This is a genomic window from Thioalkalivibrio sp. (genome assembly GCF_007692535.1).
Taxonomy (GTDB): Bacteria; Pseudomonadota; Gammaproteobacteria; order Ectothiorhodospirales; family Ectothiorhodospiraceae; genus Thioalkalivibrio.
Window position 1 is genome coordinate 13,845 of sequence record NZ_REBW01000148.1, and the last position, 21,385, is coordinate 35,229.

General features: G+C 65.6%; 17 protein-coding genes. 6 read left to right on the forward strand and 11 right to left on the reverse strand.

The features are described from left to right. Positions 1–43: 43 nt before the first annotated feature. Complete coding sequence (gene ftsH / locus EA346_RS08205; RefSeq protein WP_296757406.1) at positions 44–1,987, reverse strand: ATP-dependent zinc metalloprotease FtsH; 1,944 nt, start codon at positions 1,985–1,987, stop codon at positions 44–46. A gap of 39 nt (positions 1,988–2,026) precedes the next feature. Then, positions 2,027–2,653, reverse strand: a complete 627-nt coding sequence (rlmE, locus tag EA346_RS08210; protein WP_296757408.1) for a 23S rRNA (uridine(2552)-2'-O)-methyltransferase RlmE — start codon at positions 2,651–2,653, stop codon at positions 2,027–2,029. Positions 2,654–2,723: 70 nt separating this feature from the next. Between rlmE and yhbY the strand changes: the two genes are divergently transcribed. Continuing rightward, the gene (gene yhbY / locus EA346_RS08215) at positions 2,724–3,017 is read left to right on the forward strand and encodes a ribosome assembly RNA-binding protein YhbY (protein ID WP_296757410.1); all 294 of its coding nucleotides are present in this window, start codon (positions 2,724–2,726) and stop codon (positions 3,015–3,017) included. 24 nt (positions 3,018–3,041) lie between these two features. Here yhbY and greA read toward each other — a convergent pair whose 3' ends face one another. From greA to aroC, 6 genes are all read right to left on the reverse strand, one after another. Then, entirely contained in the window at positions 3,042–3,521 is a 480-nt protein-coding gene (gene greA, locus EA346_RS08220) for a transcription elongation factor GreA (protein WP_296757411.1), read from the reverse strand. Beyond that, positions 3,518–6,757, reverse strand: coding sequence for a carbamoyl-phosphate synthase large subunit (carB, locus tag EA346_RS08225; protein WP_296757413.1), 3,240 nt, complete (start codon positions 6,755–6,757; stop codon positions 3,518–3,520). Before carB ends, greA begins: the two co-directional genes overlap by 4 nt. A 47-nt stretch (positions 6,758–6,804) precedes the next feature. Continuing rightward, complete coding sequence (gene carA / locus EA346_RS08230; protein WP_296757414.1) at positions 6,805–7,938, reverse strand: glutamine-hydrolyzing carbamoyl-phosphate synthase small subunit; 1,134 nt, start codon at positions 7,936–7,938, stop codon at positions 6,805–6,807. A gap of 115 nt (positions 7,939–8,053) precedes the next feature. After that, positions 8,054–8,845 carry a 4-hydroxy-tetrahydrodipicolinate reductase gene (gene dapB / locus EA346_RS08235; protein WP_296757416.1) on the reverse strand — a complete coding sequence of 264 codons (792 nt, stop codon included), beginning with the start codon at positions 8,843–8,845 and terminating at the stop codon, positions 8,054–8,056. Positions 8,846–8,943: 98 nt separating this feature from the next. Continuing rightward, positions 8,944–10,089, reverse strand: coding sequence for an MFS transporter (locus tag EA346_RS08240; RefSeq protein WP_296757418.1), 1,146 nt, complete (start codon positions 10,087–10,089; stop codon positions 8,944–8,946). A gap of 196 nt (positions 10,090–10,285) precedes the next feature. Beyond that, the gene (aroC, locus tag EA346_RS08245) at positions 10,286–11,413 is read right to left on the reverse strand and encodes a chorismate synthase (protein ID WP_296757419.1); all 1,128 of its coding nucleotides are present in this window, start codon (positions 11,411–11,413) and stop codon (positions 10,286–10,288) included. A 228-nt stretch (positions 11,414–11,641) separates the two neighbouring features. Between aroC and EA346_RS08250 the strand changes: the two genes are divergently transcribed. Continuing rightward, positions 11,642–13,696, forward strand: a complete 2,055-nt coding sequence (locus EA346_RS08250) for a sensor domain-containing diguanylate cyclase (RefSeq protein WP_296757421.1) — start codon at positions 11,642–11,644, stop codon at positions 13,694–13,696. Between the two features lie 102 nt (positions 13,697–13,798). Further along, positions 13,799–14,224, forward strand: coding sequence for a rhodanese-like domain-containing protein (locus EA346_RS08255; protein WP_296757423.1), 426 nt, complete (start codon positions 13,799–13,801; stop codon positions 14,222–14,224). Between the two features lies 1 nt (position 14,225). Here EA346_RS08255 and prmB read toward each other — a convergent pair whose 3' ends face one another. Next, a complete protein-coding gene (gene prmB, locus EA346_RS08260; protein WP_296757425.1) occupies positions 14,226–15,116 on the reverse strand; it encodes a 50S ribosomal protein L3 N(5)-glutamine methyltransferase in 891 nt (296 codons plus the stop codon). A 322-nt stretch (positions 15,117–15,438) separates the two neighbouring features. On the opposite strand from prmB, the gene EA346_RS08265 reads away from it, so the two are divergent. Together EA346_RS08265 and asd are read left to right on the forward strand one after the other, a co-directional pair. After that, a complete protein-coding gene (locus EA346_RS08265) occupies positions 15,439–17,667 on the forward strand; it encodes an EAL domain-containing protein (RefSeq protein WP_296757427.1) in 2,229 nt (742 codons plus the stop codon). A gap of 33 nt (positions 17,668–17,700) precedes the next feature. Further along, positions 17,701–18,576: an archaetidylserine decarboxylase gene (gene asd / locus EA346_RS08270; RefSeq protein ID WP_296757430.1), complete on the forward strand. Its 876-nt coding sequence runs from the start codon at positions 17,701–17,703 to the stop codon at positions 18,574–18,576. An 11-nt stretch (positions 18,577–18,587) separates the two neighbouring features. Here asd and epmA read toward each other — a convergent pair whose 3' ends face one another. Beyond that, a complete protein-coding gene (gene epmA, locus EA346_RS08275) occupies positions 18,588–19,571 on the reverse strand; it encodes an EF-P lysine aminoacylase EpmA (protein WP_296757432.1) in 984 nt (327 codons plus the stop codon). Positions 19,572–19,606: 35 nt separating this feature from the next. After that, the gene (gene efp, locus EA346_RS08280) at positions 19,607–20,170 is read right to left on the reverse strand and encodes an elongation factor P (RefSeq protein WP_296757435.1); all 564 of its coding nucleotides are present in this window, start codon (positions 20,168–20,170) and stop codon (positions 19,607–19,609) included. Between the two features lie 69 nt (positions 20,171–20,239). Between efp and epmB the strand changes: the two genes are divergently transcribed. Continuing rightward, positions 20,240–21,259, forward strand: coding sequence for an EF-P beta-lysylation protein EpmB (gene epmB, locus EA346_RS08285; RefSeq protein ID WP_296757436.1), 1,020 nt, complete (start codon positions 20,240–20,242; stop codon positions 21,257–21,259). The last annotated feature ends 126 nt before the right edge of the window (positions 21,260–21,385 follow it).

The following is a 21,385-nucleotide window of genomic DNA, read 5'->3' on the forward strand; positions in this document are numbered from 1 at the left end:
TACCCGGATAGGGATCCGGGTACCCCCGTGCACCGCCCTGGGCTCAGGGCTGCGGGGCGGGACCCCCGACGACCCCGGGACTGGGACGGTCGCCGGCATCCGCCGCGGGATCCGGACTCGGAGCGCCCACGTCGGGCTTGCCCGGGGCGTCCTCGTCCTTCCAATCCACTGGCGGTCTCGGATCACGGCCTTCCATGACATCCGTGATCTGCGGCTCGTCGATGGTCTCGTACTTCACCAGCGCGGCTGCCATCGCATGCAGTTTGTCCAGGTTGTCGGTCAGAATCGTCTTCGCCCGCTCGTAGGACGTGTCGATCACCCGGCGAACCTCCTCGTCGATGGCATGCGCGGTCTCGTCGGACATGTGCTTGGTCTGGGTGACCTGGCGTCCCAGGAAGACCTCGCCCTCGTCCTCCCCGTAGGCCAGCGGGCCCAGCCGATCGGACAATCCCCACTTGGTGACCATGTTGCGGGCGATCATCGTGGCACGCTCGATGTCGTTCGAGGCGCCGGTGGTGACCCGGTCGGCCCCGAAGATCAGTTCCTCCGCGATCCGACCGCCGAACAGGCTTGCGATCTGGCTCTCCAGGCGCGTCTTGGAGTGACTGTAGCGGTCCTCCTCGGGCAGGAACATGGTCACGCCGAGGGCGCGTCCACGCGGGATGATGCTGACCTTGTAGACCGGGTCATGCTCCGGCACGGTGCGGCCGACGATCGCGTGCCCGGCCTCGTGGTACGCGGTCAGCTTCTTCTCGTCCTCGCTCATCACCATGGACTTGCGTTCCGCGCCCATCATGATCTTGTCCTTGGCGCGTTCGAAGTCGGACATGTCGACGGTACGCTTGCCGGCACGGGCGGCGAACAGCGCAGCCTCGTTGACCAGGTTGGCGAGATCCGCGCCGGAGAAGCCCGGCGTGCCGCGCGCGATCAGGCTCGGCCGCACGTCGTCGGACAGCGGGACCTTGCGCATGTGCACCTTGAGGATCTGCTCGCGACCACGCACGTCCGGGGCCGGCACCACCACCTGGCGGTCGAAGCGGCCGGGACGCAGCAGCGCAGGATCGAGCACGTCGGGCCGGTTGGTGGCCGCGATGACGATTACGCCCTCGTTGCCCTCGAAACCGTCCATCTCGACCAGCAACTGGTTCAGCGTCTGTTCGCGCTCGTCGTGTCCGCCGCCCAGACCGGCACCCCGGTGACGGCCGACCGCGTCGATCTCGTCGATGAAGATAATGCAGGGCGCGTGCTTCTTCGCGGTCTCGAACATGTCACGGACCCGCGACGCGCCGACACCGACGAACATCTCCACGAAGTCGGAACCGGAGATGGTGAAGAAGGGCACCTTGGCCTCCCCCGCGATGGCCTTGGCCAGCAGGGTCTTGCCGGTTCCGGGAGAGCCGACCATCAGCACACCCCGCGGGATCTTGCCGCCGAGCTTCTGGAACTTCGACGGATCCCGGAGGAAGTCCACGAGTTCGGAGACCTCGTCCTTGGCCTCGTCGCAGCCGGCGACATCCGCGAAGGTCACCTTGACCTGGTCCTCGGACATCATCTTGGCCTTGCTCTTCCCGAAGGACATCGCACCGCGGCCTCCGGCCCCACCACCCTGCATCTGGCGCATGAAGTAGATCCAGACACCGATGAGCAGCAGCATCGGGAACCAGCTGATCAGGATATCCATCAGCAGCGAGCGCCGCTGGGGCTCCTGGGCGCGGATCTCGACGTTGTTCGCGAGCAGGTCACCGATCAGCCCCGGATCGTTGGGGCTCTCGGTCCGGAACGAGCGACCTTCGATGGTCGTGCCACGGATCGTGGTGCCCTCGATGGTCACGCTCTCCACCCGACCAGCCTTCACGTCGTTGATGAACGACGAGTAGGTCATGCTGCGGGCTTCCTGCTGCGGCTCGGGGCTGAAGTTGTTGAACACGGACATCAGCACGACCGCGATCACCGCCCAGATCACCAGATTTTTTACCAGGCCATTCAAAATAACACCTCGAAATCGCTTAGTTCGCCATAGTCAACGTTACACATCCCGGAGCCCTCGCGCCAATACGTACACTTCCCGTGACCGAGGCCGCGAAGCCTCTGGCTTGCGCACCATCACACGGCTGAACCGCTTTCGCATCTCACGCAGGAATTCATCCGAACCCTGCCCCTGAAACACTTTGACGAGGAAAGCCCCATTCGGTTTCAAAACCCTGACAGAAAGATCCAGCGCCAGTTCACAGAGGTAGATGGCCCGTGGCTGGTCGACCGCATCCGTTCCCGAGAGGTTGGGGGCGATATCCGACAGTACAAGGTCTGCCGGCTCGCCGCCCAGTCGGGCCAGGATGGCATTCAGGACCGACTCCTCGCGAAAATCCCCAGTCACGATGTCGACGCCCGGAATCGGGTCCATCGGCAGCAGGTCCGAGGCCACCACATGGCCCGACCGGCCCACGCGCTCCACGGCATACTGGCTCCACCCGCCGGGGGCCGCTCCCAGGTCGACCACGCGCATGCCCGGCCCCAGAAGATGGTCGCGCCGGTCGATCTCCGCAAGCTTGTAGACCGCGCGTGCACGATAGCCTTCCTGCTGGGCACGCACGACGAAGGGATCGTCGAAGTGCTCCCTGAGCCAGCGTTGACTGGACTTGCTGCGTTTCGCCATCCCCTCCCCTTCGGACCGGCAACGGCACCATGCTACACTGGCACCCCTACGAAACACCGGTATCTCGTACGTGGACCTGACCGACCCGCAGCGCAAGCTGCTTCGCAGCCTGGCGCACCCGCGCAAACCCATCGTGACCATCGGCCGCAACGGCCTGACAGATGCCGTGCTCGCCGAACTGGACCAGGCGCTGGAACATCACGAGCTGGTCAAGATCAAGGTCAAGATCGGCGATCGCGAGCACCGCAACGCCATGGTCAATGCCCTTTGCGAACGGACCGGCGCGGCCCTGATCCAGCGCATCGGATTCGTCGCCACCGTGTTTCGGCGCAATGCCGAAAAACCGGTGATCTCCCTGGTGTGATTCCCTTGGCGGGAATTCCTTCCCTCAGTTGACGTAGAGCACTTCCAGGATCTCGTACTCACGTGCGCCGCCGGGAGCCTGCACGGTCACCAGGTCGCCCTCTTCCTTGCCGATCAGCGCCCGGGCGATCGGCGAACTCACCGAAATCATGCCCTGCTTGATGTCGGCCTCGTCATCGCCGACGATGCGGTAGGTCACCGCGTTGCCGTCTTCCGTGGCCTCGAGCTTCACCGTCACGCCAAAGACGACCTTGCCGCTCTTCGGAAGGGTGGCGACATCGATGACCTGGGCGTTCGCGAGTTTGCCCTCGATCTCCCGGATCCGGCCCTCGATGAAGCTCTGCTGCTCGCGCGCGGCGTGGTATTCCGCGTTCTCCTTCAGGTCGCCGTGGGCGCGGGCTTCGGCAATGGCATTCACCACCCGGGGCCGGTCCTCGGCTTTCAGCCGGCGCAATTCCTCTTTCAGCTTCTCGGCACCGGCGACGGTCAGTGGGGTCTTGCTCATGATTCACTCCGGCCCTGCAGGCTCTCGGCATGCAGGTCCTGCAGGCAGAACACGTTCTCGAATTCCAGGTGGTCGAGCGCCTGCACGGTGGCCAGGGCGCCGGCAATGGTCGTCGTGTAGCTGACCTTGTGCATCAGCGCCTCGCGGCGGATGGTGAAGGAATCCGCGGTCGCCTGCTTGCCCTCCACCGTATTCACGATGAAGCTGATCTCGTCGTTCTTGATCATGTCGACGATGTGCGGCCGGCCCTCGGTGACCTTGTTCACCACCGTGACCTCGACGCCCTCCCCCTGCAGGAAGGCCGCAGTGCCGCGTGTCGCAAGCACTTCAAAGCCCAGTTCCACCAGGCGCCGGCCGACCTTGGCCAGGGTCGTAGCTTTGTCGATCTCGCGCACCGACACAAAGGCCTTGCCACGCACTGGCAGCCGCACGCCGGCTCCCAGCTGGCTCTTGGCGAAGGCCTCGGCGAAACTTCGCCCGACACCCATCACCTCGCCCGTCGATTTCATTTCCGGTCCCAGGATCGGATCCACGCCGGGGAACTTCGCGAACGGGAAGACCGCCTCCTTCACCGCGTAAAAGGCCGGTCGCACCGGTTCCCTCAACGCCTGTGCCTTCAGGCTGGTGCCCGCCATGCAGCGCGCGCCGATTTTTGCAAGGGGCAGGCCGACCACCTTGGATACGAAGGGCACCGTGCGCGAGGCGCGCGGGTTGACCTCCAGAACGTAGATGTCCTCGCCCTTGATCGCGAACTGGGTGTTCATCAGGCCGATGACCTTCAAGCCCAGCGCCATCCGGCGCACCTGCTCGGCCATCTCGTCCTGAAGTCGATCGGACAGCGAGAACGGCGGCAGCGAACAGGCCGAGTCGCCGGAGTGGACCCCGGCCTGCTCGATGTGTTCCATGATGCCGCCGATGAACACGTCCTGGCCGTCGCAGATCGCATCGACATCGACCTCGATCGCGTCGTCCAGAAAATGGTCCAGAAGCACCGGAGCGTCGTTGGAGACCGAGACCGCATCGCGCATGTAGCGCTTCAGGTCGTCTTCGTCGCGCACGATCTCCATCGCGCGCCCGCCGAGCACGTACGAGGGTCGCACGACCAGCGGATAGCCGATCTCGGCCGCCAGCTTCTCGGCCTCGTCCTCGCTGCGGGCGGTGCGGTTCGGGGGCTGACGAAGATCCAGCTTCTGCAGCAGGTGCTGGAAGCGCTCCCGGTCCTCTGCCAGGTCGATGGAATCCGGTGACGTACCGATGATCGGCACGCCCGCCGCCTCGAGGTCGCGCGCCAGCTTCAGCGGCGTCTGGCCACCGTACTGCACGATCACGCCCTTGGGCTTCTCCGCGGCGACGACTTCGAGCACGTCTTCCAGCGTCAGCGGCTCGAAATAGAGCCGGTCGGAGGTGTCGTAATCGGTGGAGACCGTCTCCGGATTGCAGTTGACCATGATGGTCTCGTAACCGTCCTCGCGCATCGCCAGCGCGGCGTGGACGCAGCAGTAATCGAACTCGATCCCCTGGCCGATCCGGTTGGGCCCGCCGCCCAGCACCATGATCTTCTCGCGGTCGGTGGGCTCGGCCTCGTTCTCTTCCTCGTAGGTGGAGTACATGTAGGCCGTCGTCGTCGCAAACTCGGCCGCGCAGGTATCGACGCGCTTGTACACCGGTCGCACGCCCAGGGCATGGCGCTGCTTGCGCACCGCTTTTTCGGTTTCGTTGAGCAACCGGGCCAGACGCCTGTCGGAGAATCCGCGGCGCTTCAGCTCGAACATCTCCTCCGGACGCAGGTCGTTCAGGAAGCGGTCCCGGGTGGTCTTCTCGATCTCGATCAGCTGGTGGATCTGGGCCAGGAACCAGCGATCGATCGCGGTCAGACCGAAGATTTCCTCGATGCTGAAACCCGCGCGAAAGCCGTCGGCGACGTTGAAGATCCGCTCCGGCCCGGGGTTTGCGAGCAATGTGCGCAGTCGCTCGACCACGTCATCGCCCTTCGCGTCGACCATCTCATCGAGGCCGTCGACCCCGATCTCGAGCCCGCGCAACGCTTTCTGCAGGGACTCCTGGAAAGTGCGCCCGATCGCCATGACCTCGCCGACCGACTTCATCTGCGTGGTCAGCCGCGCCTGGGCCTGCGGGAACTTCTCGAAGGTGAACCGCGGGATCTTGGTCACCACGTAGTCGATCGAGGGCTCGAAGGAGGCCGGGGTCAGCCCACCGGTGATGTCGTTGCGCAGTTCGTCCAGGGTGTAGCCCACGGCGAGCTTCGCGGCGATCTTGGCAATCGGGAAACCGGTGGCCTTGGACGCCAGCGCCGACGAACGCGACACGCGGGGGTTCATCTCGATCACGATGAGCCGACCGTCATCCGGGTTCACCGCGAACTGCACGTTGGAACCGCCGGTCTCGACGCCGATCTTGCGCAGCACCGCCAGCGAGGCGTCACGCATGATCTGGTATTCCTTGTCGGTCAGGGTCTGCGCCGGGGCCACGGTGATCGAGTCGCCCGTGTGCACGCCCATCGGGTCGAAGTTCTCGATGGAACAGACGATGATGCAGTTGTCCGCCTTGTCGCGGACCACCTCCATCTCGAACTCCTTCCAGCCCAGCGCAGACTCTTCCAGCAGCACCTCGTTGGTCGGCGACAGGTCCAGGCCGCCCTTCACGATTTCCTCGAATTCGTCGCGGTTGTAGGCGATGCCTCCCCCCGATCCGCCGAGGGTGAACGACGGCCGGATGATCACCGGGAAACCGATCTCCGGTTGCACCCGCTGCGCGTCCTCCCAGGTGTGGGCAATGAAGGCCCTCGGCGTGGCCAGCCCGATCTCGCTCATCGCTTCACGGAACCGCTCGCGGTCCTCGGCCATGTCGATCGCATCTTCGTTGGCGCCGATCATCTCGACGCCGAATTCCTTGAGCACGCCCTGGTTGGCCAGGTCCAGCGCGCAGTTCAGCGCGGTCTGTCCGCCCATGGTCGGCAGCAGCGCGTCCGGACGCTCCTTTTCGATGATCCTTGCAACCACGCGCCAGTCGACCGGCTCGATGTAGACCGCGTCGGCCGTCTCCGGGTCGGTCATGATGGTCGCCGGATTGGAATTGACCAGGATCACGCGGAACCCCTCCTCGCGCAGGGCCTTGCAGGCCTGAGCGCCGGAGTAGTCGAACTCGCAGGCCTGGCCGATCACGATCGGCCCGGCGCCGATGATCAGGACGCTCTGGATGTCGGTACGCTTGGGCATGGCAAGGCAGCTCCGGAGTCGGATTCGAGTGCGGCTTGGGGAAGGATCTAGCGGCGCGCGGCGCGCATCGCGGCGATGAAATCATCAAAGGCGGGGGCGACGTCATGCGGACCCGGGCTGGCTTCCGGGTGTCCCTGGAAGCTGAACGCCGGGCAGTCGTTGCGCGCAATGCCCTGCAGGGTGCCGTCGAACAGGGAGCGGTGGGTGGGCTCCAGGCAGTCCGGCAGGTTCTGCTCGTCGACCGCGAAACCGTGGTTCTGGCTGGAAATCATCACCTTGTTGCTGCGCAGGTCCTGGATCGGATGGTTGGCTCCGTGATGGCCAAACTTCATCTTCACCGTCCGTGCGCCGCTGGCCAGCCCGAGCAACTGGTGCCCAAGGCAGATGCCGAACAGCGGTGTCTGCTCCGTGCAGAAGCGACGGATGGTGGCCACTGCGTAATCGCAGGGCTCCGGATCGCCGGGTCCGTTGGAGAGGAAGATCCCGTCCGGCTGCATGTCCAGGGCGTCCTGCGCCGATGTGTGGGCCGGCACGACGGTCACCCGGCAGCCACGATCGACGAGCATGCGCAGGATGTTGTGTTTCATGCCGAAATCATAGGCGACCACGTGAAACTCGGCGTCGGTCGGGCTGAGCCGGTGCACCGGTCCGTCGAGATTCCAGGTGCCGTCCAGCCACTCGTAGCTGTTCCTGGTGGTGACCTCGCGCGCGAGATCCATGCCCTTGATGCCGGGAAAGGCGCGCGCCTGCTCCAGCGCACGCTCGACATCGATCTCGCCCCCCTGCATGCAGCCGTTCTGCGCACCCTTCTCCCGCAGGATGCGGGTCAGCTTGCGGGTGTCGATGCCGGAGATCGCGACCACCCGGTGACGCATCAGGAAATCGGGAAGCGACTCGCGGCTGCGCCAGTTGCTGACCAGCGGCGGCACATCACGCACGATCAGCCCGGCTGCGTGCACCCGTGCCGATTCGTCGTCCTCCGGAGTCGCGCCCACATTGCCAATGTGCGGGTAGGTGAGGGTAACCATCTGCCGGGCATAGGAGGGATCGGTCAGAATCTCCTGATAACCCGTCATCGCGGTGTTGAAGACCACCTCCCCGACGGTCTCCCCGACCGCCCCCACGGACTGGCCATGAAACACGGTTCCGTCTTCGAGAACGAGCACAGCGGGCACGGACACGGGCACCTCCGGAGTGGTGGCTTGCGCGCGACCCACCACTGCTGACAGTGGCGAGCACGTTGGCATACGGGATGTGCCTCAGTGTACGCGAGCGCCGAAACGCGGTCCAACCGGATCAGCGCAGGCCCAGGACGTCCTGCATGTCGTAGAGGCCGGGATCCTGACCACCGAGCCACACGGCGGCGCGCACGGCGCCGGCTGCGAAGGTCATCCGGCTGGTGGCTCGATGGGTGATCTCCACGCGCTCGCCGTCGGCAGCGAAGAGAGTCGTGTGTTCGCCGACGATGTCGCCCGCGCGGATGGTCGAAAAACCGATGGTCCTGCGCTGACGCGCCCCCGTGTGGCCCTCGCGGCCATAGACGGCATCCGTATCCAGATCCCGGCCGAGGGTATCCGCGACCACCCTCCCCAGACGCAGAGCGGTACCGGAGGGGGCATCGACCTTGTGCCGGTGATGAGCTTCGATGATCTCGATGTCCACAGAGTCGCCGAGCACCCGCGCCGCCAGCTCGACCAGCTTGAAGGTCAGGTTGACCCCGACACTCATGTTCGGCGCATACACCGCCGGAATCGCCTGCGCCGCGGCGCGCAATTCCTCCTCCTGGGCGGTCGAGAGTCCCGTGGTGCCGACCACCAGGCGCTTGCCCTGCGCGCGGCACAGCGCCGCGTGCGCAACGGTGGCCTCCGGACGCGTGAAGTCGATCAACACATCGAAGTCCGCAGGGACGGCAGCAAGATCGGAAACGACCCGCACCGCGGGATCCTGGCCAGCCAACGGCTGGCCTACCAGCGCACTCCCCTCCCGCTCACTGGCGGCACCCAGGCGCGCCGCCGGGTGCTCCGCCACCGCCTGTACCAGGGCCTGGCCCATGCGTCCGCCAACACCCGCGATCGCGATTCGCGTCATCTCAAGAATCTCCCTGTCCGAAACGTCGTTGGATCTTCGCGCAAGGGTACCGGGAAACCGGGGCCAATGGTGCCCGGACTCCCAGCCTGAAGAGTCATTCACGCGATTCGGTTCCGCAGCATGCCGAACGCCGAGACGAGTACACCCAAGCCCGCCAGCACCGCCGCAAGGACGTAGACCGAAGCCGGACTCACGCCGTCCCAGAGATAGCCGCTTGCGAGCGCGCCGATCGCTCCGCCCAACCCGAAACTCAGGGAGGAGTAGAGGGCCTGGCCGCGGCCCTGCAGTCTGCCGGGAAAATACAAGTGGATGAGCGAGATCGCCGCCGCGTGGTACACGCCGTAGCTGGCAGCGTGCAGCAGCTGAATGAAGATCAGCGCGGACAGGCTCTCCGGAATCGTGGCCAGCAGCCACCAGCGCAGCGTGGTCAGCAGCAGGGCCAGCGTGACCAGCGGCCAGGCCCCGAAGCGGAGGATCAGCCGGGGCATCACCAGGAACAGCACGACCTCCGCCGCCACGCCGAGAGCCCAGAGCTGCCCGGCGACGGCCCGGCTGAACCCCTGCCCCTCCACGTACAGCGTGAAGAAAGCATAGTAGGGACCGTGACTCGCCTGCATGAAGAAACAGGCCGCGAGCAAAGCGATCACCTCCGGCCGGCGCAGGACCGAAAGCAGCGGGATCAGTCCATCGCCGGAATGCAGTCCATCCGGGGGCTCGCGCACGCGCAGGGTGACGAGGTACAGCACCAGGAGGATTCCCAGCATGATCCAGGGCAGCCAGCTGAGCGCCAGTCTGTCGAGCAGCCACCCCAGCCCGACCACGGCGACGATGAAGCCGATCGAACCCCAGAGCCGGACCAGGGCGTACCTGTGGCTGTCGCGCCCCAGCGCACGCAGGGTGGTGGCCTCGAACTGCGGCAGGATCGCGTTCCAGAAAAAACTGAAGACGGCCATCACCACCGCCAGCCACCAGTAGCCGGAGTGGAGGAGCACCCCACCGAAGGTCAGCAGCGCCGCGAGCGCACCCCAGCGGATGATGGGCATGCGCACCCCGGTGCGATCGGCGAGCCAGCCCCAGACGTTCGGGGCGATGATCTTGGTCGCGAGGATGATCGCCATCAGCTGGCCGATCTGGGCACCGCTGAAGCCCAGATCGGAAAGATACGGCCCCCAGTAGGGCATGAACGCCCCGATACTGGCGAAATAGAAGAAATAGAAGCTCGAGAGACGAACGTGCTGGTTCACGGGCGCAGGGTCTTGCTGCTGTGTGAATGGAAGCCGACGCCTGGCACGGCAGACGCGCTGCTATGAGGAGACCGGTCCACTACAGGACTGCAGACTCTGGGCGAGAGGGCCGCAGCCCATGCCGCCGTCGTCACTGGACGGCCATGCGCCTCGGGCCATGGATCGCGAAAAACCCGGCTGCGGAATCGCGGACTGATCAGGAACCGCCGCTGCTGCGCGGAGGTGAACCCGTAATCTCGGTGAAAGGCGGCAGCCCGGTGCTGACATCGGCATTCTGGGCCCTGTTGCGCAGGGCATGATCCATCAGGACCAGCGCCAGCATGGCCTCGGCGATCGGCGTGGCCCGAATGCCGACACAGGGATCGTGGCGTCCCTTGGTCACCACCTCGACCGGCTCGCCCGCCATGTTCACGCTGCGGCCCGGCAGGCGGATGCTGGAAGTGGGCTTCAGAGCCATGCTGACGCGGATCGTCTGTCCCGAGGAGATGCCGCCCAGCACGCCACCGGAGTGATTGCTCAGAAAACCCTCCGGAGACATCTCGTCCCGATGTTCGGTGCCGCGCTGGTCGACCACGGCGAAACCGTCCCCGATCTCCACGCCCTTGACTGCGTTGATGCTCATCATCGCATGTGCGATGTCGGCGTCGAGACGGTCGAAGATCGGTTCACCCCACCCCGGAGGCACGCCGCGGGCCTCGACCTCGATGCGCGCCCCGACCGAATCGCCGGACTTGCGCAGCCGGTCCATGAAGGCCTCGAGTTCCGGTACCCGGTCGGGGTCCGGGGCAAAGAAGGGGTTCTGTTCCACGGCGGCCGCATCCCGGTACTCGACCCGGATGGGCCCGAGTTGCGATAGCCAGCCCCGGATCTCGACGCCGTAGCGGTGCGCCAGATATCGCTTCGCGATACCGCCGGCCGCCACCCGCAGCGCGGTCTCGCGCGCGGAACTACGGCCGCCGCCCCGGTAATCCCGGAACCCGTATTTCTGGTGGTAGGTGTAGTCGGCGTGGCCGGGACGGAAGCGGTCCTTGATGTCACCGTAATCCTTCGACCGCTGGTCGACGTTCTCGATCAGCAGCCCGATCGGAGCGCCCGTCGTCAGGCCCTCGAACACGCCGGATAGGATGCGGACCTGGTCCGGCTCGCGGCGCTGGGTCGTGTGCCGCGACTGCCCGGGGCGGCGCCGGTCCAGATCGCCCTGCAGGTCGTCCTCGCACACAGGAAGACCTGGAGGGCAGCCGTCGACAATGGCTCCCAGCGCCTGGCCATGGCTCTCGCCGAAAGTGGTAACGACGAATGACTTTCCGAAGCTGTTTCCCGACATTGGCGTAGTGTAGCCCGAGCCTGCCTGCAGTGGGTATTGTTCCGACTGTTCTGCCGTCCGCCATGGTTTATTGTCGTGATGAATTTTCGCGTCTGGGCCCCCTGAAAAACACGTTGTGGAAACGCCGGAAGCCCGGCGCGGTCGTTTCCACAAACGAATGGCGTATGATGAAAGTCAGCTGATCGCGTCCCGTGAATACGCCGTCTTCACGGGCGGGAAGGAGGTGTCATGTCCGTTACCGGGCACTATGCAGAACTCTCGCCAGCCACCCTCCCAGACCATGACCTGTCGCGGATGCTCCTGGACAACCTCGCCACGGGCGTCTTCGGCATCGACCGCGCAGGGAGGTTCACCTTCCTGAACCAGGCCGCCATACGGCTGTTCGGCTTCGCCACACCGGAGGCCGTCCTGGGCAAGGAGAGCCACTCGCTGACCTGCCATGCCAATGACCTTGGGATCCGTTACCACGAGTCGGACTGTCCGATCTATCGCGTCATGTCCACCGGCAAACCACTGGAAAGCGGCACGGACAGCTTTCGACGTGTCGACGGCAGCCCCTTCTTCGCACAGGTGCACGCGGCACCGCTAAGGGACAGCCAGGGCGAGGTCTGTGGTGCGGTGGTGGCCATCGAGGACATCACCGACCGCCTCTTCCGGGAACGCACGCTGGCCCAGTACAAGGCCGTGTTCGAAGCCGCCCGCGATGCGATCGTGCTCCACGACCAGCGCGTCATCGTGCATTGCAATCCTTCCAGCGTTGCCCTGTTTGGCGCCCAAGCGCCAACCGATCTCATCGGCCGCCATCCCGGCGGCTGCTCGCCGGAATTCCAGCCCGATGGGAGACTCTCGCGGGAGGCCGTGAATGCCTATACGAAACAGGCGCTGGCGGAGGGATCGGTGGCCTATGAATGGCTTTGCCAGGCGTTGGACGGGCGCACCTTTCCGAGCGAGGTCATGCTCAGCCGGGTCGATCTCCCCGAGGGTCCGATCCTGCAGGCGGTGATCCGCGACATCACGGACAGGCAAGTGGCTGAACAGGCTCTACGCCGCAGCGAGTCCGAGCTGGCTGCGGCGCAGGAGATCGCGCAACTCGGTAACTGGGCCTGGGACATCGCCAGCGGAACGATCGCCTGGTCGGATGAAGTCTATCGCATCTTCGGAGTGCAACCCGCCAACTTCAGCCCGAATTACAGTGATTTTCTGCGTTTCGTTCATCCGTCGGACCGGGAACGCATAACCACCGCGATCGACCATGCACTCAGCGGTCCGGGTGACTACGACCTGGAACATCGCATCCTTCGCGCCGATGGCAGCCAGCGCACGATTCATCAACGGGGCCGGATCGTACGCGACCCAACGGGAAGGCCAGCACGCATGCGCGGCACGGTCCAGGACGTGACCGAACGCCGGGCGCTGGAAGACCAGCTTCGTTACGAACGCGATCTCGGGGAGAGGGTACTCGAGGGGCTGCCGGCGATCTTCTTCCTCCTCGACGCGGGGGGACGCCCGATCCGCTGGAACCGGAATCTCGAGACGGTCATCGGGGTGCCGGCGGATGGCATCGGCGGACACAGGGCCATCGAATGCGTGGAACCGGGCGACCGGCACCGGGTTGCCGCAGCGATCCAGAAGACGTTGAACGAGGGGTCGGGCGATGTCGAGGCGGGGCTCGTGTCGCGCAACGGCTGGCCGATCCCCTATTACTTCACCGGCAACCGGGTCGAGCTCGCCAACGAGGTCTTCCTGGTGGGCTTTGGAGTGGATCTCTCGGAGCGCAGACGCCTGGAATTGGAGTTGGAACGCCAGGCCTCCCACGACAGGCTGACCGGCCTCTACAACCGCTGGAAGTTCGAGGAGGCGCTGAACCTGGAGACGGAGCGTGCCCGTCGCTACCGGACGGAGTTTTCCCTGGTCATGTTCGACATCGACTGGTTCAAGGAGGTCAACGACACCTACGGACACGACGTCGGGGACGCGGTGCTCCGCAAAATGGCCGAGGTGGTGGGTCAGCAGATCCGCCGCACCGATATACTGGCACGATGGGGCGGTGAGGAGTTCATGATCCTGCTGTCGGAGACCGGCCTGGAGCACGCGACACATCTCGCCGAGGCGACGAGGGTCCGGGTGGCGCAGGCGGACTTCCCGGGCCCGGGCCAGCTGACGATCAGTCTCGGGGTCACGCAATACCTGCAGGGTGAGACGATATCCACCCTGCTCAAGCGCGTGGACAAGGCGATGTATCAGGCCAAGGAACGAGGACGCGACTGCACCGTCGCCGCATGAGGGGCCCAGTGACGCGGGCCCCATGACGCGGGTTGTTCTTCCCGCGCCGGCCGTGCATCCTGACGCGCTCCGCCGCTTCATCGTCACCAACGAGGGACCGCGATGACTGCACCACTCCCGAGAAGAGTCACGCCGCAGCAGGCCTTCGAAAGCCTCGAGAAACGCCCAAGGGATCTCCTCGTGGATATCCGCTCGACCATGGAGTACCTGTTCGTGGGCCATCCCGTCGGAGCGGTGCACATCCCCTGGATCGATGAACCGGATTGGGTCGAGAACCCGCATTTCGTTGCCCAGGTTCGCAAACTGCTCCTGGGCGGCATCGGCGACGAGGGTGAGGATGCCCCGACCGTATTTCTGATCTGCCGGAGCGGGAAACGGTCACTGGCCGCCGGACAGGCCCTGATCGCCGAGGGGATCGATAACGTCTACTCCGTCGACGAGGGGTTCGAGGGACCGCTGGACAGCGAGCACCGTCGTTCCACGACTGCGGGCTGGCGCTTTCACGGTCTGCCCTGGGAACAGTGCTGAATCACTCGGGCAGTTGGTCCCGTGCCAGCAGGAAGACGCCCTCGCCGCCCCCGGCGAACTCCAGCCAGGTGAAGGGCAGCTCCGGAAAGGCAGCCTCCAGCGCCGGCTGGCTGTTCCCGACCTCGACGATCAACACGCCGCCTGTATTCAGACGAGCCTTCGCCCCGGCGAGTATGCGCCTGACGATGTCCAGGCCGTCCGCCCCGGCCGCAAGCCCCAGCGACGGTTCGTGCCGGTACTCGGGCGCCAGTGCCGCCATCTCGCCGGCGTCGACATACGGTGGATTGGAGACAATCAGGTCGAACCCGGGCGCGCCGGCGAGACCCTCGAAGACATCGCTGACAGCCAGCGTCACACGCTGTTCCAGGTCATGCTCCCGCACGTTGCGGCGCGCCACCGCCAGTGCGTCGGGCGACAGGTCGGCGAGCCAGACCTCGGCCTCGGGCAGTACCGTGGCCGTGGCGAGGCCGATGCAGCCGCTACCGGTACAGAGGTCCAGCACCCTGCCGATGGCACCAGGGTCGAGCCATGGGCTGAAACCCGCCTCGATCAACTCCGCGATCGGTGAACGCGGGATCAGCACGCGTTCGTCCACGTAGAACGGCAGGCCCATGAACCAGGCCTCGCGGGTGATGTACGCGGCGGGCTTGCGGGTGGTGATCCGCATGCGCAGAGCGGCCTCGACCCGGCGTCGCTCGGCGGGAGCGAGGCGACTGTTCCACCAGCTCTCCGGCAGGTCCAGCGGCAGGTCCAGCGCATGCAGCACCAGCCAGGCCGCCTCGTCGATCGCATTATCCGTACCATGCCCGAAACTGAGCCGCACGGCCCGGAACTGGCTGGCCCCGAAACGAATGAAATCGCGGATCGTCCGCAGATCGGTGACCGGATCCATGAAGGAGCCCTGGAAAGAGGTTGCCAAAATCCGCGCTGCCAGCCTCGGGCGTCCGGGAACCGCTCGCTGGCGTCGCGGCGCGAATTGCCGCACTCTACAACAATCCGATCCCAGGGTGCGCGGCCGTTCTCCGGGGCTAGTACCATCCAGCATTTAGACCCTGACAAAATTCATCCATGGCACTACATCTTTGGTATAATCTGATGCAGGGGTGGCCTGGACCCGAACAAGGTAGCAGGCTCTGCCGGCATGGCGATTTGGTGATGCGCGGCGACGTCGAGGGCGCACCGCGTGCGGCTGACACCGAGCCGCGAGGGCATCCATGATCAATTCGATTAGCGTTCTGTTCATCACCCTGGATCCGGATCTGGCCGGGCAGGTCATCGGCCGCATCCGCTACCGGGGCCACGCGGTCCGGCCGAAACAGGCCGGCAACGCACGGGACCTCGAGCGTCTGTTGCAGAGCCACCGCTTCGATGCTGTCGTTCTGATCGACGGCGATCTGGACATCGGGCTGGAGGAACTGACCGAGGCCCTGCACCGTGCCGGCCGTCAGACCCCCATCGTGATGCTGACCGACCGCGCACAGGAACTGCGCCTGAGCGCGGTCGAAGGCGGCGCCTTCGCAGTGGTGGACACCGAGAATCACGACGTGGCGGCGGCGATGACGCTGAAGGCCGTCGAGTACCTCAACAAGGGCCGAGAGATCAACCATCTCCGGACACTGCTGCAGGAAGCAGACCGGCGTTACCTGCTGATGCTGGACAGTTCCCGCTACCCTATCGCGTGTTTTCACGAGGGGGTCGCCACCTATGCCAACGACACGTGGCGGAATTGCTTCGAAATGGAACTCAGCGAAAGCCTGGACCACCTGACGCTCCAGGATCTCGTGATCCCCGATCAGCATGAAGACCTCGTCCACCTGCTGCGCATCCGTCAGAACCAACCCGAAAACGTGGAAACCTGCGAGACGCTGACCCTGCGGACCCGTCGCGGACAGACCTTCGACGCCGACCTCCTCCTGACCGGAGCCGTCATCGGGGGGCAGCCCTGTACTGTCGTGCACCTCTCGTTTGCGGGAGGAGAGCCCACACTCCAGGAACTGAACGGTGCTGCGATGAAGCCGCTCGGCCATGACCGCAGTCCGGGGCCGCCCTCCGGATCGGAAGGGAATGCCACGCCGCGAACGGACCCGGGAGCCGCACGCGCAAGGCCGAAGAACGAAGGCGCCAGGCCCGACGAGCCAGGAAACCCTGGGGACAAGGCCCCCGTCCGCCCGCCGGATGAGCCGCGCATGGACCCAGCCCAGCAGCAACGGGAATTCCTCCGGGCAGTCGAAAGAACCCTGGCGGACACCGCCCGCTCGGAGCTTCCGCTCGGCCTTGTGGTGTGCGCGCTGGATACCCGTGACAGGCAGCTGGGTGACTCGCCCGACGTACTTGGCAACGTGCTTCAGCGCACACTGGCGAATGGCCTTCCCCGCTCTGCAACCGTTGCCGTCCTGGAGAAGGGCCACTGCGGAATCCTCCTGTCCGACACCAACCGCGCGGCGGTCGAAGCGCAGCTTGACGCGCTGGTGAAGCAGGTCCACGAGCAGGCGATCCCCCTCGACGATGGCGGCACCATCACCGGCTCCCTGGCCTGCGGCGCCGTGCTGGCGGACGATACGGAGTCCTCCGCGCAGGAACTGCTGGACCGATGCCATCAAACCCTTGCCGAGGCCCGTGCCAGCGGTGGCGGCTGTTACCGTTTCCGTATGCCGCCCGGGATACAGCAAAGCGATCCCGAAGCCGACCGGATCTGGAAGACCCGCGTCGAGGAAGCGTTGCAGAAGAACAGCTTGAAGCTCCTGTATCAGCCCATCGTAAGCCTGCAGGGGGATGACTCGCCGCGATACGACGTCTTCGTCCGGCTCGAGGCGGAGGGTGGTGAGACGCACGAGCCCAACGAGTTCCTGCCCGCGGCGGAACGCAGCGGCGTTGCAGCGCATCTCGATCGCTGGATCATTCAGCACGCAGTCACCGCATTGTCGGAGCAGTTGCAGCGCGACCCGCGCACCACCTTTTTCGTCAGGCTCAGCCAGGGGTCCCTGGACGCGCAGGCCGTAGTGACCTGGCTGCAGGAGTTCCTCGAGCATTCCCAGGTTCCAGCGGGGAACATCGTCGTGGAATTCAAGGAAGCCACGATACTGACGCAGCTGGACAGCGCAGGGGCGACGGCCCAGGGCCTGAAGGCGCTGGGTGTGGGACTGTGCATCGGGGACTTCGGCAACGGGCTCGATCCCTTCAAGATCCTGGGACCGGTGGATGCGGGGTACATCAAGCTGGACGGTGGCTATGTCAGCCGTCTGGCCAGCGACCATTCCGCACAGGAGTCCGTGCGGCAACTCACCGAGACCGCCCGTGCGAGCGACCGGCAGGTCATCGTCCCGATGGTCGAGGACGCCGATACCCTGACCCTCCTGTTCAGTGTGCAGGTGAACCTGGTACAGGGATACTTCGTGCAGCCGCCCGGTGAACAGCTGGATTTCGACTTCGCAAGCGGGCTCTAAGCCTGCCCGCCGCATTCCGTTCACGGATCTTAAATGGCCACCCTAGACGCGCTCCTCGCACAACTGCTCAGGCTGCTTCCGCATCATGCGATCTCCAGGCTCACGCACCGGCTTGCCCGCTGGGAGTCGCCCCGGGTCCAGCCGCTGCTGCGCTGGTTCATCCGGCAGTATGGCCTGGACATGAGCGAGGCTGTGGAACCGGATCCTGCGGCCTACCCCAGCTTCAACGCGCTCTTCACCCGGGCGTTGCGCGCGGACGCCCGGCCGCTCGAGGGCGACGAGCAAAGCATCCTGAGCCCTGCCGACTCCAGGGTCAGCGCCTTCGGGCCCATCGAGTACGGCCAGATCTTTCAGGCCAAGGGGCACGCCTACACGGTGACCGAGCTTCTGGGGGGGTTCGCGGACCTGGCCGGGCCCTTTGCCCGCGGGTCGTTCCTGACCGTCTATCTGTCCCCGCGCGATTATCACCGGCTGCACATGCCGGTTTCGGGACGCCTGACCACGATGCTGCACATCCCGGGACGGCTTTTCTCGGTCAACCCACGCATCGTCGCCCACACGCCGCGCCTGTATGCCCGGAACGAGCGCGTGGTGGCCCTTTTCGACACTGCGTTCGGCCCCGTGGCCATGGCACTGATCGGCGCGATCAATGTCGGTTCGATCGAGACCGTCTGGGCCGGCGAGATCACGCCGCCCTCAGGCCGGGTCATCACCCGTACCGATTACGGCGATCAGGAAATCCGCCTGCAGCGTGGAGCCGAAATGGGGCGTTTCAATCTGGGCTCCTCCGTGGTGCTGCTGATGCCCGACCATCCGGTGCACTTCGACCCGGCGCTCGCCCCCGAGACTTTCGTCCGGTTTCGTCAGGAGATCGCGCGGATCGTTTCCTGGTCGGCCGTGCGGACTTAGGCCGATCCCCGTCAGGCGCGGCCCCAGGGGAAGTCGATGACCCGGGCGATATCCGCTTCTCCGAGCAGACACATCAGCAGACGATCGACCCCCAGCGCCACACCGGCGCAGTCGGGCAACCCGGACGCCATCGCGGAGGCAAAGAAACGGTCGGACTCCGGGATCGTCTGGCGGTTGCGCCGCCGACGTTCGAGATCCTGACCCTGCCGGGCGGAAAAGATCACGGGGTCGTTCAGTTCATGGAAGCCGTTGGCCAGCTCCAGGTCGCCCCAGTACAGTTCGAACCGGCTCGCGCAGCCCGGGGCGCGCGCGCTGGGCCGCGCCAACACCGCCTGGCTTTCCGGATAATCGAAGACAACGGTCAACTGCCCGGGCGCGAAGCGCGGCGCCAGCACCATTGCCATCAGCGCATCGAGCCAGCCGTCGCGATCGAGCTGCCCGATGACCCCAAGACCCTCGCGTCGCGCCGCGACAGCGCATTCCTCAGCGCTGCAGGTGAGCGGATTCAGGCCCAGCGCCTCCTGGAACAGGTCTGCGTAGGCCACCCGCCGCACCGACGCCTGGGGCCGGTTCCAGCCAGGATCCGCGGCTGCCACCGCCTGCACCAGTTCCAGCACCTCGTCCATCAGGCGCCGGTCGTCGAACCCCAACCGATACCATTCGAGCATGCTGAACTCGGGATTGTGCCGGACGCCCGTCTCCTCGCCGCGGAAGACCCGGGTCAGTTGAAAGATGTCGCCGGCTCCGTCGGCGAGCAGGCGTTTCATCGGGTATTCGGGGGAGGTGTGCAGGTAGCCGACAGTCCCGTCCGGCGCCCGCGCCCGCCAACTCTCGACGCCGGGATCCAGCGGTGCGCCGCTTGAGAGGATCGGCGTTTCCACCTCGAGCAGGCCCCGTGCGGCGAGGAATCCCCGCAGTGCGGCGTTAAGCCGCGCGCGATGAACCCGGGCCCGCGTGGCACAGGGACGCCAGGTCGCTGCCTCTGTTCCAGACACCCGCAACCCCTGGCTGGCTCCGGGCCGGCGCGCCATCAGACGCGGGAGACGTACTCACCCGAACGGGTATCGACCTTGACCACCTCACCCTCCTCGACGAACAGTGGCACCTTCACCACGGCGCCGGTCTCCAGGGTCGCCGGCTTGGTCCCCCCCTGGGCGGTATCGCCGCGCAACCCGGGGTCACACTGGACGATCGTCAACTCGACGAAATTGGGGGGTGTCACGGAGAGCGGTTCACCGTTCCACAACGTGACCGTGCAGACATCCTGTTCCTTCAGCCACTGTGCCGAATCGCCAAGCGCCGTCTGTCCCATCGCATATTGTTCGAAGGTATCCGGGACCATGAAGTGCCAGAACTCCCCGTCGGTGTAGAGATACTGCATGTCGGTGTCCATCACGTCGGCCGCCTCGACCGACTCGCCCGACTTGAAGGTCTTTTCCAACACGCGGCCGGTGCGCAGGTTACGTACCCGGACACGGCTGAAGGCCTGCCCCTTGCCCGGTTTCACGAACTCGTTCTCGACGATGGTCTGCGGATCGCCGTCGAGTAGAATCTTCAGTCCGCTCTTGAATTCGCTGGTACTGTAACTTGCCATGTCGCGTCGTCCTCGCGGCGGCCCCGCCGCCTGAAAATCAAAGAAGAGTGGCCGGTCAACGAGGTAACCATGTCCACAAATCCCGTTATGATACCCCGAGCCGCTGCGCCCGCACAGACTCCTGCGTGGCAACAGGCCCTGGCCCGGGCGATCGCGGACCCGCGCGAACTGCTCCGACGTCTCGAACTGGAACCCTCGCTGCTGCAGGACATGGAATGCGGCGACACCCTCTTCAGGACCCGGGTACCGGAGAGCTATCTCGCCCGCATCCGGCCCGGCGACCCACGCGATCCTCTGCTGCTGCAGGTACTGCCGCAGGCCGCGGAGGCCAATGATCACCCGGCGTTCGTGACGGACCCGGTGGGCGACGGCGGTGCAATGGCGGCCCCGGGTCTGCTGCACAAGTACCGCGGCCGCGTCCTGCTGGTCACCACCGGCGCCTGCGCCATCCACTGCCGCTACTGCTTCCGACGCGGATTTCCCTACGGCGAATTCAGCGCGGCGCGGGACTGGCAGCCGGCGCTGGACTACATCACTGGGCACCCGGACGTCGCCGAGGTCATCCTGAGCGGCGGCGACCCGCTGACCCTGCCCGACACGCGGCTGGCGAATCTGCTGCACCGGTTGGAAGCCATCCCCCACGTCAGCAGGCTGCGCATCCACAGCCGGCTGCCGATCGTGCTCCCGGAGCGGGTCGACGATGGCCTGCTGTCCTGGCTGGGCCAGGGCCGGCTGGATCAGGTGATGGTCCTGCACGCGAACCATCCCAGGGAATTCGAGGCCCCCGCCGATGGCGCATTGGCACGCCTTCGTGCCACGGGCATCACCCTGCTGAATCAGTCGGTGCTGCTGGCCGGAGTCAATGATGACATCGATACCCTGTGCCAGCTGCAGGAGGCGGGTTTTGCCGCAGGTGTCCTGCCGTATTACCTGCACCTGCTGGACCGGGTACGAGGGGCCTCCCATTTCGAGGTCGACGAGGCACGGGCACGCGCCCTGCATGACGCGATGCGGGTCCGGCTGCCAGGCTATCTGCTGCCGCGCCTGGTCCGCGAGATTCCGGGGGCCCCGGCCAAGACACCCGCCTGATGAACGTACCCGATGACGACGGAACGGACCATTCCCGCCCGGATTCGCCCGACGCTTTCAGACAGGCACGCAAGGGCTCGCAAATGCATGGCGATCGCACTCCCGTTGATTTAGCATGATGAAGTT